This window comes from Desulfothermus naphthae (genome assembly GCF_054657475.1).
The window spans coordinates 336,245-350,585 of record NZ_BAAHYQ010000001.1; the positions used below are offsets into that span (position 1 = coordinate 336,245).

Here is a 14,341-nt window from a genome sequence, read left to right on the forward strand (position 1 = left end):
AGATCACTTTTATCACTACTTCCTAAGGTCTTTCAATAATCATGGCAAATCCTTGTCCACCACCAATACAGAGTGTTGCAAGGCCAAGCTTTTTGTCTTGCCTCTTCATCTCATATAAAAGTGTTATGAGTATCCTACCACCTGAAGCACCAATTGGATGGCCGAGTGCAATGGCACCACCATTGGGATTTAGTTTGGATTTGTCAAGTCCAAGCTCCCTTATACAGGCTATAGACTGAGCAGCAAATGCTTCATTTAATTCTATTAGATCTATATCTTCTAATTTAATTCCAGATTTTTTCAGGACATTTTTAGTTGCAGGAATAGGGCCTAGCCCCATATAAGCAGGATCTACTCCGCCTGCAGCATAGGCTTTAATATAGGCCATAATCTCCAGTCCAAGTTCCTGGGCCTTTTTTTCTGACATTACAATTAAAATAGCAGCTCCATCATTTATTCCTGATGCGTTTCCAGCTGTGACAGTTCCATCTTTTTTAAAGGCTGGTTTTAGTTTTGCCAGGGCTTCCATAGAGGTGTTTGGCCTTGGATGTTCATCTGTATCAAAAATTATTGGGTCACCCTTTTTTTGAGGAATTTCCACAGGCACGATCTCTTCCTTAAACTTACCCGCTTCTATAGCAGCCTTAGCCTTCATCTGAGATTCATATCCAAATTCATCCTGTTCTTCCCTTGAGATATTGTATTTCTCAGCAATATTTTCTGCGGTAATTCCCATATGATAACCATTAAAGATCTCATAGAGCCCGTCAAAGATCATGAGATCCACGAGTTTCCCATCCCCCATTCTATGGCCCCATCTAGCATTCATTACTGCATATGGTGCCATTGACATATTCTCTATCCCCCCACATACAACAATTTCAGCATCCTGCAACATCACTGCCTGGGCCGCAAGTGCAACAGATTTTAGTCCTGAAGCGCATACTTTGTTCACTGTATAAGCTACTTTTTCCTGAGGAATCCCTGAATGGATGAGAACCTGTCTTGCAGGATTTTGTCCCTGGCCTCCCTGCAATACATTACCCAAAATAACTTCATCAACCAATGCAGGATCTATATTTATTCTCTTCATAGCTTCTTTTGTCGCTATAGTACCGAGCTTAACTGCTGAGACATCTTTTAAAGATTTTCCAAAGGATCCAACAGGAGTCCTCACAGCACTTACTATTACTGGTCTTTCCATGACATTCCCTCCTAATTTAAATGTTTTTCAATGAGTAATATATACCTTATCCTCAAAAATTTTACTCCTGGACCCAGCACATAAAAAATTATCCCTCAATAGTTTTTAACATTTTATTTACCACTTCTAAAATATTTAAATTCGACGTATCAATTATTAAAGCATCCTCAGCAGGTTTTAAGGGAGCTATTTCTCTAGAAGAATCCTGTTTATCCCTTTTTTCTATATCCTTTAAAATCTTGTCATAATCTGGATCTAACCCCATTTTTCTTAATTGTTCAAACCTCCTCTTTGCCCTTATCTGAGGTGATGCAGTTAAAAAGAACTTAAAGTCTGCATCCTTAAACACAACTGTCCCCATATCCCTGCCTTCAGCAACAATAGAATGCTTTCTGGCTATTTCTCTTTGCTGAGAGGTCAAATATTTTCTCACAATGGGCTCTTTAGCAATCCTTGATGCAACAAATCCTATTTCCTCACTCCGTATTTCATCACCGAGGATTTTATTGTTCATGGCCAAGGAAAAATCTTCTCCATCATACACCAGATCAAACTTCAATGAAGATAAAATCTCTTCTAATTTGTTAAAATCTTTAGGTAAATTACCTAAAATTAGGGCTACACCCCTATACATTGCCCCTGTATCTAGATAGGCAATATTTAATTTTTTAGCCAAAATCTTTGCTACACTAGTCTTTCCAGACCCTGAAGGACCATCTATGGTAATTATAATTCTTCTGGACATTGCTATTCAACAACTTTCTAAAATTTGTTTTAAATAATGGATAAACAACCTGTTTTCATCTTCTCTTCCAACCGATACCCTGAGATGATCATCTAAACCGTAAGAATTAAGTGGTCTTATAATAATACCTCTTTTTAGTAATCCCTCAAAAACAATGGTGGCATGAGTAGGTGGTTTAAACATCAAAAAATTGGCCTGGGATGGATATATCAGGCAATCAAGCTTTTCCATCTCCTCTTTTAAATATCTTCTACCTTCAATTACTGTATTTCTTGTGTGCTCAACAAAGGCAAAATCTTCTAACACTTCTATTGCAGCCTTTTCTGCAAGAAAATTTACACTAAAAGGAAGTTTTACCCTTTTTATATAGTCTGATAGTTTCAAAGGTAAAATTCCATATCCTATCCTTAATCCTGCCAGACCATATAATTTAGAAAAAGTCCTGATAACGCCTAAATTTTTCTGATTTACTACCTCTCTTACACAGGAATAATACTCAGGATCATCAGAAAATTCAACATATGCCTCATCAACAACCAACAACACATTTTCAGGAATCTTGTGTAAAAATTTAATTATCTCCTGGAATGGCAAACAATATCCAGATGGATTATCTGGATTTGTAATAAATATAATCTTGGTATTTTCATCTAATACATCTAATATGCCGTTAAAATTAAAGGAAAAATCTTTATTTAAAGGAACATACTTAACAGAAATCCCATGAAATTTTCCCTGCATCCTGTATATGGAAAAACTTGGATCAAAGACCACTATATTGTCTCTATAAGGAACAGCCAATACCCTTATAATGAGATCAATTATTTCATCTGAACCATTTGTAACTACAATATACTCATCAGGAATGTTCAAAATATCGGACAACTTCTCTACTAACTCTGGATTCCCTTTTCGGGGATACCTGAATGCATAAGGACCAAATTTTTTAATAACTTCCACCACACGTGGGGACGTTCCTAACGGATTTTCATTGCTAGCCATTTTTATTACATTGGCCAAATTGTATTTATCTTTTATCTCATCAATGGAAAGTCCTGGGGAATATGGAGAAAAATCAACTAATTCTTCTCTAATACCTAACATTTTTCCTCCTAATTAAACAACTTAAATAAAATCAAAGTCCACAATCTTCATTTATCAAAATTATCTTTATCCTCTTTGGGAGATAGCATTTCTCAGCTATAAGCCACACATTGCACACCCTCTCTGGACTATTGCAATCCTCGCATTTAAGGGTCTTTGCACATGGATTCTTTCTATTGAGCCTAAGCGTATTTATTGGAGCTGCAAATCCCTTTATCCTATTTATAGCCTCATCAAGGTCTGCAACTACCTTATTTCTCCCAATTAAAAGGGTTACATACCTGGGACCAAAGGCAATGCCTCCTATCCTATTGCCATATCCATCTAAATTAACTAATACTCCATCTTCAGTTACAGCATTTGTCCCTGTTAAAAAAAGATCAGATAAAAGGGCATGTCTTCTTCTCTCAATAAATTCATCCTTTGGAATGGTTCTATCATAGGTATCTATTACTTCATAATCTTTTGATTCTTTGAAAAAAGAATATATCCCTGAATCTACTACAGTTAAAGAACCTCCAAAAGATACTTTTTTAATATTTTCTAATTTATTTAGAATCTCCTTAATAAATAGCTCTTTTACCTCAGAAAGTTTTGGTGCAATAAATACCTCAAAATTATTTTTTTCTAAAACCTGCTTTAATAGATTTAATTTTTTTTCCCAAAAATTATCCAATATGCTTTTTGTATTCATAATACACCTCCAAACATAATAAATTAATAGGCCTTTCCTGGATTCATAATGTTATTTGGATCAAAGATGGTTTTTATTTTTCTCATAAGATTTATCTCTGTATTTGAAAGCTGTTTGTTAATTAAATCCAATTTCAATATTCCAATACCATGCTCTCCAGAGATAGTACCCCCTCTTTCTAGGGTCTTTTGCAATATTTTATAGGCTACTTCATGAGCTATTTCTTCTCTATCATCACTATACATTATATTTACATGTATATTCCCATCTCCTAGATGTCCAAAACAAAGTATAGGTATATTAAATTTTTTTCCTATAGACTTAGAATCATTTATGATTATTGGCACTTTAGACCTTGGTACACAGATATCAAGTGCTATTTTCTTTTCACCCATCTTATGTGATGCTGGATTTATAAGGCGTCTAACCTCCCATAATTCTTCTTCTCTTTTTTTATCTCCACCCTTCTCATAATATTCAATATCTAGCTCTTTAAATAATTTTTCACAATTATAAACCGCCCATTCCACTTCTTTTTCATTACCATCAAACTGTAATAAAAGCAGTGAGTCAATGTTTTTGGATATATCCACTTTACCAAGTTCTCTTAAACAATTTAAGACATCACTATCCATAAATTCCATTGCCACAGGAATTAGTCCTGTCTTTAGAATCTTTGCTGCGACCTCTATCAATCGTTCCAAGGAATTAAACCCTACTAAAATAGATATATACTTATCTGGCAAGGGCAGAATTTTTAAGATTATCTTTGTAAAAATACCCAATGTCCCTTCAGATCCTATCATAATAGATTTAAGATCTAACCCTACTACATCTTTATGGGACCTGCCTCCAAGAAAGAGCATTTCTCCGCCAGGAATACACACATCTAATCCCAACACATAATCCTTAGTGACCCCATACTTCACAGCGCGAAGACCACCTGCGTTTTGGGAGACATTGCCTCCAATAGTAGAAATTTTAGCTGATGCTGGATCTGGAGGATAAAATAAGGACTTTTGTTTTAATACTTTTTGCAGATCTCCTGTAACTACGCCAGGTTGTACTTCTGCCACATAATCCCTCTCATCTATATCCAGTATCCTGTTGAGCTTCAACATAGAGACAACGATTCCGCCATACACAGGGACACAACCGCCCACAACATTGGTTGCCCTTGCCCTTGGTATGATTGGAATTTTGTTTTTATCTGCCCATTTAAGCAATTCTTTTATCTGGGTGACTGAGGAAGGTCTTACAACAACTGAGGGCCATGCAAATTCTTTGCTTGCATCTGTACCAAATATTAAAATTTTTTCTCTTTCAAAGAGTACATCTTTTTCTCCAAAGAGAGATAATAAAAACCTTTTGTGGTCTTTTTTTAACTTAAATGTCATGGCTACTTATATCTGGACATTTCCCTTGCAATGTCCATCTTTATTGCCTTTCTCTTTAATTCTTCCCGTCTATCCCTGATATTTCTACCCCTGCATAAGGCAATCTCAACCTTAGCCCATGGACCCTTTAAATAAATTTTAAGAGGTATAACAGTAAGTCCCTTTTGCTGGACCTTTCCCTGGAGAGATAAAATCTCCCTTTTATGGAGCAAGAGTTTTCTATCTCTCTCAGGCTCATGACCAAGATAAGAGGCCTTTTCATAGGGAGCTATATGAAGACCTACTAAAAAGGCCTCTCCTTTATAAAATCTCACATAGCTATCCTTAAAATTTACCTTACCCTGTCTTATGGACTTGATTTCTGAACCAGTTAAAACCAGCCCTGCTTCTCTCCTCTCTAATATATCATAAAAGTGAAAGGCCTTTTTATTAGTTGCTATGACTTTTATTTTTTCCTTTTGCGACATAACTCATTTGTCCTATGTTCAAGGTTCGATGTTCAAAGTTCAAGGTTCGATGTTCAAGGTTCAAGGTTCGATGTTCAAGGTTCAAGGTTCTGTGTTCAAAGTTCAATGTTCTGTGTTCAAGGTTCGATGTTCTACGTTCAAAATTAGAAGTTGCTGTTCAAAGTTCTAGGTTCTCTTCTATGTATCTTACTCACACTGATCACCCACACTGTTCACTTTAATTATCAAAAAAAGAGGTATAAAATGTAAGTTCTTCAGGAATCTTATCAAACACCTTTTCTTTAACTATTTTATTATTTTCCTTTACTGAAGAATTTTGCAAGATTCTGTGGAGTAAATCTTCACACTCTTTTTTAGACAACATTCGAACAACACGCTTAACTCCAGGGACGGAATGTGGAGTGGTGCTAAGGATATCCACTCCCATGCCAATTAATAAAGGTAAACAAAATGGATCACCGGCCATTTCTCCACACATTGACACATGAATTCCAGCCTTTTTGGCAACATCCACCGTGTATTTTATACTTTTGATTATAGCAGGGTGCAGGGGTTGATAGAGATGGGAAACGTATTTGTTAGTGCGGTCAATGCCAAGGGAATATTGAATTAAATCGTTTGTGCCTATACTAAAAAAGTCAACTTCCTTTGCAAGGTCTTGGGCCACTAACACTGCGGAAGGGAGCTCAACCATAATCCCAACTGGAATATCCTTTTTATAGGACCTACCCTCTTTTTCAAGTTCATTTTTTGCTTCTTCTAAAACCTTTTTTGCTTCCCTAAGTTCTTCTAAACCTGATATCATTGGAAACATAAGGAATGCATTTCCTGCCTTAGCTGCCCTTAAAATTGCCTTTAATTGGGTTTTAAATATTTTTTTAAATTTTAGACAAAATCGGATGGCTCTTAAACCCATAGCTGGATTTGCCTCTTCCAATTTTTCAAATCCCTTTCCTATTTTGTCCCCTCCAGCATCTAATGTCCTGATAACCACTGGTTTTGGGGACATAATAGAGACAAGATCCCTATATTCTTCATATAATTCCTCTTCACTAGGTAACTTAGACCTATACAAATAAGAATATTCAGTCCTATATAGACCAATACCCTCGGCAGCATAATCTAAAACTGAACTGACTTCCTCAAAGAGTTCAATATTTGCCATTACTTTAACGTGGAATCCATCCTTTGTTTTCCCTGGAAGGCCCCTTTGTTGAAACAACTCTCTTTTGTATTGCTCAAAACTTATCTGCCTCTCAGTATACTCATATATCTCTTCTTCTTCTGGTTTTATCAATACCTTACCTGTAAAACCATCAACAATGATTAATTCATCGTCTGGGATTAAATTCTCCACATCTTCTATTCCTACTATTGCAGGGATTTCAAGGGTCCTTGCCACTATTGAAACGTGAGAAGTCTTCCCTCCCTGTGCCGTGACAAATGCCATAATTTTACTTACATCTAATTCAACTGTATCTGCTGGAGTCAATTCATGTGCTACTAATATTACTCGTGATTTAATGGGTTTTAACTCTTCTTCAGCTCCAATCAAATTTCCAATTACTTTTCTGCTGAGAAGCTTTATTTCACTAATCCTGGTTTTAAAAAATTCATCTTCTATACCCTTAAATGAGTTTTCTATATCTTTAACTCCTTTTTCAATAGCCCATTCTGCATTTAATTTCATATCCTTAATATATTTTGTTATTGCCGATTTTAACTTAGGATCCTGAAGCATCATTATATGGGTATCTATAATAGAAGAATATTCAGTTTGTTCTTCTGGAATTTTAGCTTTTAATTCTTTTAAATTAGATATTGTAAGGTCAAAGGCATCTTCCAGACGTTTTAATTCTTGATCAACTAATTCTTCCGATATATTTTGTATTGGAGTTAAACAAAAATGGTCTCTGGTCAAAATATATGCACGCCCAATAGCAATGCCAACTGAAATAGGTATACCTTGTAGAACTTTTTTTGCCATAATATCACCCTTAAATTATATTTCTCCAAATCCCTGTTCAATTAATGATTGTATATTTTCAATTGCCTCTTTTGCATCTTCTCCTTTTGCAACTAATTTAAGTGATTTTCCCTTGGACGCAGCTAAAGTCAAAATATCTAATATGCTTTTCGCATCTACCTCTGTCTTATCCATAACTATTTTAATATCAGATTTGTATTTACTGGCTTCCTTGGCTAAAATAGCAGCTGGTCTTGCATGAAGTCCTAAATTGTTATTTATTATTACCTCAGAACAAACCAACTTTTCTTTCATGCTTTTCCTTCCTTTTAAAAAAGTAATAATGAACCACCAACAATTATTGCTATTAACAACTCCCGTGATATTACATTTTTGTAAACAAGAAAGGATGAAATAAAAATTACTATTCCACCTATAAGAAAAAAAGTAAGATGATTATAATTTGATAGACATGATATTCTATACCAGATAAAAACAAGAAAAATTCCATTAATAATTTTCAGTTTATTGGCCCACCCAATTAGATTTATATTTTTCATCCATTGAAAAAAAGCAAGTCCCCTACTCCAGCCCTTCCAGAAAATAATAAATCTAAAAAGTTGTAGAGAAAAAAAGGCAAAAATAAAAAATAGTAATGCCCAAAATTTTTGCCCATACAAAATCAGCAATACCTCAGCGAATGCCCAGGTAACAAGCAAAGATCCCCCAAAGAATGAATCTCCAATTGCACTCAAGGTGTAGGCTGAGGTCTCTTTTATGGCTGTAAGGGCCTTGGGTGAGATCATTTTCTGGGATATCCTGGATTCAATAAATAAAAAATATCCAACCAATAGGGGCAAAAAAAAGGGATGTGAGTTATAATGAGATAAATATCTCTCTCTTGCCTTCCTATATTCCTTTTGATTTTCCCCATAAAATAACCTTAGTCCTGGGTCCATGATATATAACAGACCTAAATTCTGTAACCCTTTAGTATTAAACATACATCCTATAAAATAGGTTCTAAAAAAGCATTTTAAAAGGGTATATAATTCCTTTTTACCCATTTTTTATTCTTAAATAAAGATTATAGACCTCTTTTTTGTTCCACCCATCACTCACTTCAAGGATATTTTTAACTAGCTCTTTAGTACTTTTATTACCAGCCATTTCCATTTTTATCATGTTTATGAGATCTCTCTCATTGGTTTTTAATTCTCCTTTTTGAGGCGGGGAAATAACCACTGTAATCTCCCCTTTTAACTCGCCAATTTTTTCATATTCTGAAAGGGGAATAATTATTACATCTTCATATATTTTGGTTATTTCTTTAACAATAGCAACTTCCCTTTCTCCTTTCAATGTATCATAGGCAATTTTTAAAGTGTTTTTTAACCTGGATTTTCTTTCAAAAAATATCAACGTAGTATTAACTTGAGAAAAAGGATCTAATGTGGCCTTTATATCTCCTTTTTTTCTGGGCATAAACCCAAGAAAAGTAAAAGGAATAGGTTCTATTCCACTGATCATGAGCGCTGCTATAGGGGCGCTTGGGCCTGGTACTACTGACACCTTTATACCTCTTTTTCTACACTCTCTAACGAGCAAAAATCCTGGATCTGAAATAACAGGTGAACCTGCCTCAGATACCAGAGCTACATCCTTACCCCTTTCTAGTATTTTAATTATTTTGGACAATCTTTCTTTCTCTACATTGTCATAATAGCTAATTAATCTTTTCTTTGGAATTCCAAGGAGTTTTAAAAGATTGCCCGTTGTTCTTGTATCTTCACAAGCCACCACATCTACTTGATTTAAAACATCTATTGCCCGCTTTGATATATCACCAAGGTTGCCAATAGGAGTTGCCACTATCCAAAGGGTGCTCGAGTGTAAAGGCTTCTTTCTCATGTTTTATTTCTATTTTTTCTCCCCTCTTGGTGATCCCTATAATATCAAATCTTATATTTTTTTGCCATAATTTATTTTTTGTTAAATAAAAAAGAGCAGCCGCAAGTATCCTCTTTTGTTTACTTATATTAACAAATTCCAAAGGGTCACCAAAATTTTTACTTGATCTTGTCTTGACTTCAACAAAAACCAATTGCCCTTCTCCTTCAACAATAAGATCAATCTCTCCCTTTTTGGTCCTAAAATTCCTCTCCAAAATTTTATAGCCCCTTTTCTTAAAAAAATTTATTGCAATATCTTCTCCTGTGTTTCCTAATCTTTTTTTTCTATTAACCACGCCACTTCCCTGAACAATTCTTTTACATGTTTAAAGGTCCTTCTATGAATCTTACATGGGCCAAATGTTTTCAGTCTCTCTAGATGAAGTCTTGTAGCATAACCTTTATGATTTTTAAACCCATAGTTTGGATATTTTTTGTCCATTTTTATCATTAAGCGATCTCTGAAGGTCTTGGCCAGAATAGATGCTGCGGAAATCTGAGGAATGATATCATCCCCTTTTTTTACACACAAAACTTTTGCTCCAATCAAATTGGGGGCATGTATTCCATCTATATATACAATGTCAGGTTTAATAGACAGTTTGGAAAAAGACCTTTCCATGGCTAGCAGCGATGCCCTTAAAATATTCAGGACATCTATTTCCTCTGGGGTTGCAAGACCAATGGCCCATGATATAGCTATTTTTTTTATTTGTGTCTCTAATAAATATCTTTTTTTTGGAGATATTTTTTTTGAATCTCTAAGACCTGGGAGAGTATAATTTTGCGGCAAGATAACACTTGCAGCTACAACGGGACCGGCCAAACATCCACGACCGGCCTCGTCTATGCCTGCAACTATTTGATGTTTTTTTTCATTCACCTATTATTAATAAATATCCCTTGATTTAATCCTGGCAGCTTTACCTTTTCTATCCCTTAGATAGTAAATTCTAGATTGACGCACCTTACCGCGATCAACCACCTCAATCCTTTCAATTGAAGGAGAATGAATTGGAAAAGTGCGCTCAACACCAATTCCAGAAGAAACCTTACGAACTGTGAAGGTCCTGTTAGTTCCACTACCCCTTACCCTTATAACAGTACCTTTAAACACCTGAATCCTCTCTTTTTCACCTTCAATTAACCTGATATGAACATTGACTGTGTCACCAGCTCTAAATTCTGGAATATCATATCTCATATGGTCTTGTTCAATTTTTTTGATGATATGGTCCATCTCCTTTTCTCCTTAAAAAATTTGTTTTTTCCAAGACAGATTTATCTATCCCATTTTTTTTTTTGAGTCAACCAATAGAGCTGACCTCCATAAAATTAATTATTTTAATCAATACAAAAGATTACTTTTTGGGAAAAAATAAGCCTGTTATCTACTAATCAAACCCCTTTTTCCTTTAACTGTAAGCAAAGTTAAGGGCAGATCTTTATAATATAATTGTAAGTACTTAAAATTGGTTGAAATAGTGACGCTCTTTCCAGATATAAGACCTTTTATCTCATCTATCTCATTAAAGACTAATTTGTTTTTCGCCTCATTTGCAAAGACTTTCCACAACCTATTATTCGGTATAAATAAGCCTTTTTTTAATTTTCCAACAAAAGATCCCTCAATATAAATCTCCTTGCAAAATAATTGTTTTTTAAAGAAGACCTTGTTCTCTTTTAAATAAAAAATACCTCCTGGGAATCTAAACAAGCTAAGGCCAGCTTGTTTAAGCATATTTTCTATTTTTTCCTTGTCTAATAATTTTAAATTATTATCTTGTTTCAGTTTATCTCCATGAGATTCATTATTTGAATTCTCTTTATAGAGACAGGCCACAAAAAAACTCTGGGAATAAAATTTGTGTCCCTTAATTGCTAAAGTCCCGGCCGATTTCTCAGCAAAATACTCAAAATCATCAATTTTATCAATAGCTTTTATTTTAAATCCTAGCTCATTTACTGCCCATTTTATCTGATCTTCATTTTCAGCCCTATTAGTAGTACATGTTGAATATACTAATTTTCCGCCAGGTTTGAGGAGGCGAAATGCCTTTGTTAAAAGTTCTCTTTGAAGTTTGATTAGTGGATCAATTTTTTTGCCATACCACAATCTCTTTACCTTGGGATTTTTATCTTGTGTGCCCCATCCACTACAAGGCACATCTAATAAAATGTAGGGAAACTTTATGTATTCAGGGAATTTTTCTCCAGGATAGCAAGTAAAACACACATTAAAAAGATTCAATCTCTCTATATTCTTTTTGAGGGTTAAGTATCTTTTTTTATTGGGTTCGTTTGCCACTACAATACCATTTTCTCCAACAAGCTCGCTTAAAATCGCACTTTTACCCCCTGGGCTAGCACAAAGGTCCAAGACAGTACTTCCTTTTGAAGGATTTAATATTAAAGGCGGAAGCATAGAAGCCAAATCTTGAATGTATATCTGACCAAAATTATTTAAAATGGAATTGCCCAATTTCTTATTATTAGAAACACAGAACCTGGCTTTCGGATAAAAGGAAACAGACTCGATATAAAAACCTTCTTTATTTAAAATTTCCTCTACTGTGGAGATATATCTATCTTCCACAGTTATCCTGAAGCCACTCATCTCATCATTTAACAATCTTAAATCATTGCAAATGTGACAACTCTTCACATTGTCTAAACTTTAGGGAAAGAAAATAGTCTCATTTCATTAGAATACATATATTGCAGGTTCTAGACATCTTAAAGTTTTTAAACATGTTCTTTGAGAAACTCTTCTACTTTTTCATATGCCTCGCTGTCCGTGTACTGCACTGGGGGGTGTTTAAAGAAGTAAGAACACGGACCTAAGAGAGGTCCACCTATATTCCTGTCCAGGGCTATTTTGGCACATCTAATCGCATCTATTACCACCCCTGCAGAATTTGGAGAATCTTCAACAGACAACCTGAGTTCAATATTCATTGGTACATCACCAAATAGTCTACCTTCCATGCGAATAAAACAGATTTTGTTGTCTTTTAGCCATGGTATATAGTCACTTGGACCGATGTGAATATTTTCATCATCAAGCCTTTTTGCCGCAACAGCCTGTACAGCCTCTGTTTTTGAGATTTTTTTGGATTGCAGCCTCTCCCTGTTTAGCATGTTTAAAAAGTCGGTATTTCCACCCATATTTAGTTGATAGGTTTTCTCCAATTTGACGCCTCTTTTTTTAAAGAGATCTGTGAGGGTCCTGTGAACAATAGTTGCACCTACTTGAGATTTTATATCATCTCCAAGGATGGGTATGTTTTTTTCTTTAAAACGGCCTGCCCATTTTTCATTGCTGGCAATAAACACTGGTATATTATTTATAAACGCCACTTTGGCTTCAAGGGCACATTCTGCATAAAATTTCGTTGCCTCTTCTGAACCAACAGGAAGGTAATTTAAAAACACATCTACATTTCTCTCTTTTAAGATTGAAACAATATCTTCTTTTTCCAATTCCTTTTCATCTGATAGTAAGAAGGTATACTTATCTTCATAATTTTTCATGTGCTCAGACAATCCGTCCAGGACCTTACCCATCTCAACCTTTACATCCTGTTTAGGAATTTCCTCAAAAAAAACCTTGGTGCAATTTGGCAGTTGAAATATTGCTTCGGATATATCTCTGCCAACTTTTCTTTTATCAATATCAAAAGCAGCTACCACTTTGATGTGCTCAGGTCTATATCCGTCCATCTCTTGGTGCATAAGACCAATGGCATCTGCTAATCTTTGTGCATCACTGTAATAATATATCCCCTGTATTAGAGAACAGGCACAATTTCCAAGTCCTGCAATAGCAATATTTATACACTTTTCACTCGCCATTTCCCATCCTCCAGTAGGTTTCATCTTAAAAAAACTTAAATGAGCACCCACCACATATTTTTATGATTGAAGTAACTGCGCAAGACTATAATAGGACTTAATTACTAAAGTCAATTGTTTGAATGGTATTTTTCAATCATATTTAATATACCCTTTTTCCAGCCAACTGGCCCTTCTCCATTTACTCTGATCAAACCAGGCAAGTCGATATTAGCAAATCCCCCTCCTTTTTTTTCAACTAGTAAAGGAATATCTACTTCTTTTAACAGAGGAAAATCATTTTCACTGTCACCACACCCAATTGTTATGACCTCTTCGTTGTACCATTTTCTATAAAGCCTTTTAAGTAAATTGACGCATATACCCTTGGATGCCTTTTTATCTATAATATGAAAAAATCTTCCACCAAAAGTACATTTGAGTCCGTATCTTGCAAGGTGCTTTTTTAAGTGAGGTATAAATTTTTCTTCTATTACTATGGTCTCGTCAAAATCCCTTTGTTTTGCATCTCTGGCATCATCCAAAAAAAGTCCTGTAAGCTCTGCAACCTCTTCAGCACTAAGATCACCAAATCCTGTAAAGGGTAAATTTGTATGAGATCTTATTTTTTGTAAAATAGCTCTTATTTCTTTATAACCTTTACCAATACAAATAAGTATATAATCTTTTGTTTTTTTTATCAAATACTGATTATCAATTATTTTTTCCACAGAAAAATTAAAATATTTATATGGGATATAAATCCCACCTCCATTTTCTACAATAAATGGATCTCTTATTCCTAGTTTGTCTCTTATTTTTTCCTGTTCTAATTTTGTCTTTGCTGAAGCAAATACAATTGGAATCTTGAGCTCTTTTATCCGGGGTATAATATTTAAAAGAGGGTCCATTGAAAAAGTAGTTAAATCCATTATTGTACCATCTATATCAGTAAATATTACGAGTTTTGGCATAACA

Annotated in this window: 16 protein-coding genes; all 16 read right to left on the minus strand. The window is 34.8% G+C overall.

Annotation, left to right across the window (positions count from 1 at the left end):
- Nucleotides 1-22: 22 nt before the first annotated feature.
- The 16 genes from ACYQ1E_RS01590 to ACYQ1E_RS01665 all read right to left on the minus strand — a co-directional run bounded on the left by ACYQ1E_RS01590 (nucleotide 23) and on the right by ACYQ1E_RS01665 (nucleotide 14,337).
- On the minus strand, nucleotides 23-1,204 hold the full coding sequence (locus tag ACYQ1E_RS01590; RefSeq protein WP_459874925.1) for an acetyl-CoA C-acetyltransferase: 1,182 nt from the start codon (nucleotides 1,202-1,204) through the stop codon (nucleotides 23-25).
- Between the two features lie 88 nt (nucleotides 1,205-1,292).
- Nucleotides 1,293-1,949, minus strand: coding sequence for a (d)CMP kinase (cmk, locus tag ACYQ1E_RS01595; protein ID WP_459874926.1), 657 nt, complete (start codon nucleotides 1,947-1,949; stop codon nucleotides 1,293-1,295).
- Between the two features lie 6 nt (nucleotides 1,950-1,955).
- Nucleotides 1,956-3,053 (minus strand): histidinol-phosphate transaminase, encoded by a 1,098-nt coding sequence (gene hisC, locus ACYQ1E_RS01600; RefSeq protein WP_459874927.1) that lies wholly within the window; start codon nucleotides 3,051-3,053, stop codon nucleotides 1,956-1,958.
- A gap of 31 nt (nucleotides 3,054-3,084) precedes the next feature.
- A complete protein-coding gene (locus tag ACYQ1E_RS01605) occupies nucleotides 3,085-3,747 on the minus strand; it encodes a lactate utilization protein (protein WP_459874928.1) in 663 nt (220 codons plus the stop codon).
- Nucleotides 3,748-3,770: 23 nt separating this feature from the next.
- Nucleotides 3,771-5,144, minus strand: a complete 1,374-nt coding sequence (locus ACYQ1E_RS01610; protein ID WP_459874929.1) for an FAD-binding oxidoreductase — start codon at nucleotides 5,142-5,144, stop codon at nucleotides 3,771-3,773.
- Between the two features lie 2 nt (nucleotides 5,145-5,146).
- The gene (smpB, locus tag ACYQ1E_RS01615) at nucleotides 5,147-5,611 is read right to left on the minus strand and encodes an SsrA-binding protein SmpB (RefSeq protein ID WP_459874930.1); all 465 of its coding nucleotides are present in this window, start codon (nucleotides 5,609-5,611) and stop codon (nucleotides 5,147-5,149) included.
- Nucleotides 5,612-5,828: 217 nt separating this feature from the next.
- On the minus strand, nucleotides 5,829-7,598 hold the full coding sequence (gene ptsP / locus ACYQ1E_RS01620) for a phosphoenolpyruvate--protein phosphotransferase (protein ID WP_459874931.1): 1,770 nt from the start codon (nucleotides 7,596-7,598) through the stop codon (nucleotides 5,829-5,831).
- A gap of 15 nt (nucleotides 7,599-7,613) precedes the next feature.
- A complete protein-coding gene (locus tag ACYQ1E_RS01625; protein ID WP_459874932.1) occupies nucleotides 7,614-7,892 on the minus strand; it encodes an HPr family phosphocarrier protein in 279 nt (92 codons plus the stop codon).
- A gap of 14 nt (nucleotides 7,893-7,906) precedes the next feature.
- The gene (locus ACYQ1E_RS01630; protein WP_459874933.1) at nucleotides 7,907-8,644 is read right to left on the minus strand and encodes a PTS system mannose/fructose/sorbose family transporter subunit IID; all 738 of its coding nucleotides are present in this window, start codon (nucleotides 8,642-8,644) and stop codon (nucleotides 7,907-7,909) included.
- On the minus strand, nucleotides 8,637-9,488 hold the full coding sequence (rsmI, locus tag ACYQ1E_RS01635) for a 16S rRNA (cytidine(1402)-2'-O)-methyltransferase (RefSeq protein WP_459874934.1): 852 nt from the start codon (nucleotides 9,486-9,488) through the stop codon (nucleotides 8,637-8,639). Before rsmI ends, ACYQ1E_RS01630 begins: the two co-directional genes overlap by 8 nt.
- The gene (locus ACYQ1E_RS01640; RefSeq protein ID WP_459874935.1) at nucleotides 9,421-9,825 is read right to left on the minus strand and encodes a YraN family protein; all 405 of its coding nucleotides are present in this window, start codon (nucleotides 9,823-9,825) and stop codon (nucleotides 9,421-9,423) included. Before ACYQ1E_RS01640 ends, rsmI begins: the two co-directional genes overlap by 68 nt.
- Nucleotides 9,801-10,412 (minus strand): ribonuclease HII, encoded by a 612-nt coding sequence (gene rnhB / locus ACYQ1E_RS01645; RefSeq protein WP_459874936.1) that lies wholly within the window; start codon nucleotides 10,410-10,412, stop codon nucleotides 9,801-9,803. Before rnhB ends, ACYQ1E_RS01640 begins: the two co-directional genes overlap by 25 nt.
- A gap of 6 nt (nucleotides 10,413-10,418) precedes the next feature.
- Complete coding sequence (gene rplS, locus ACYQ1E_RS01650; RefSeq protein ID WP_459874937.1) at nucleotides 10,419-10,769, minus strand: 50S ribosomal protein L19; 351 nt, start codon at nucleotides 10,767-10,769, stop codon at nucleotides 10,419-10,421.
- 147 nt (nucleotides 10,770-10,916) lie between these two features.
- A complete protein-coding gene (locus ACYQ1E_RS01655; protein ID WP_459874938.1) occupies nucleotides 10,917-12,146 on the minus strand; it encodes an RsmB/NOP family class I SAM-dependent RNA methyltransferase in 1,230 nt (409 codons plus the stop codon).
- A gap of 128 nt (nucleotides 12,147-12,274) precedes the next feature.
- Nucleotides 12,275-13,384, minus strand: a complete 1,110-nt coding sequence (locus ACYQ1E_RS01660; RefSeq protein WP_459874939.1) for an inositol-3-phosphate synthase — start codon at nucleotides 13,382-13,384, stop codon at nucleotides 12,275-12,277.
- A 110-nt stretch (nucleotides 13,385-13,494) separates the two neighbouring features.
- The gene (locus tag ACYQ1E_RS01665; protein WP_459874940.1) at nucleotides 13,495-14,337 is read right to left on the minus strand and encodes an HAD-IIB family hydrolase; all 843 of its coding nucleotides are present in this window, start codon (nucleotides 14,335-14,337) and stop codon (nucleotides 13,495-13,497) included.
- Between the last annotated feature and the right edge of the window lie 4 nt (nucleotides 14,338-14,341).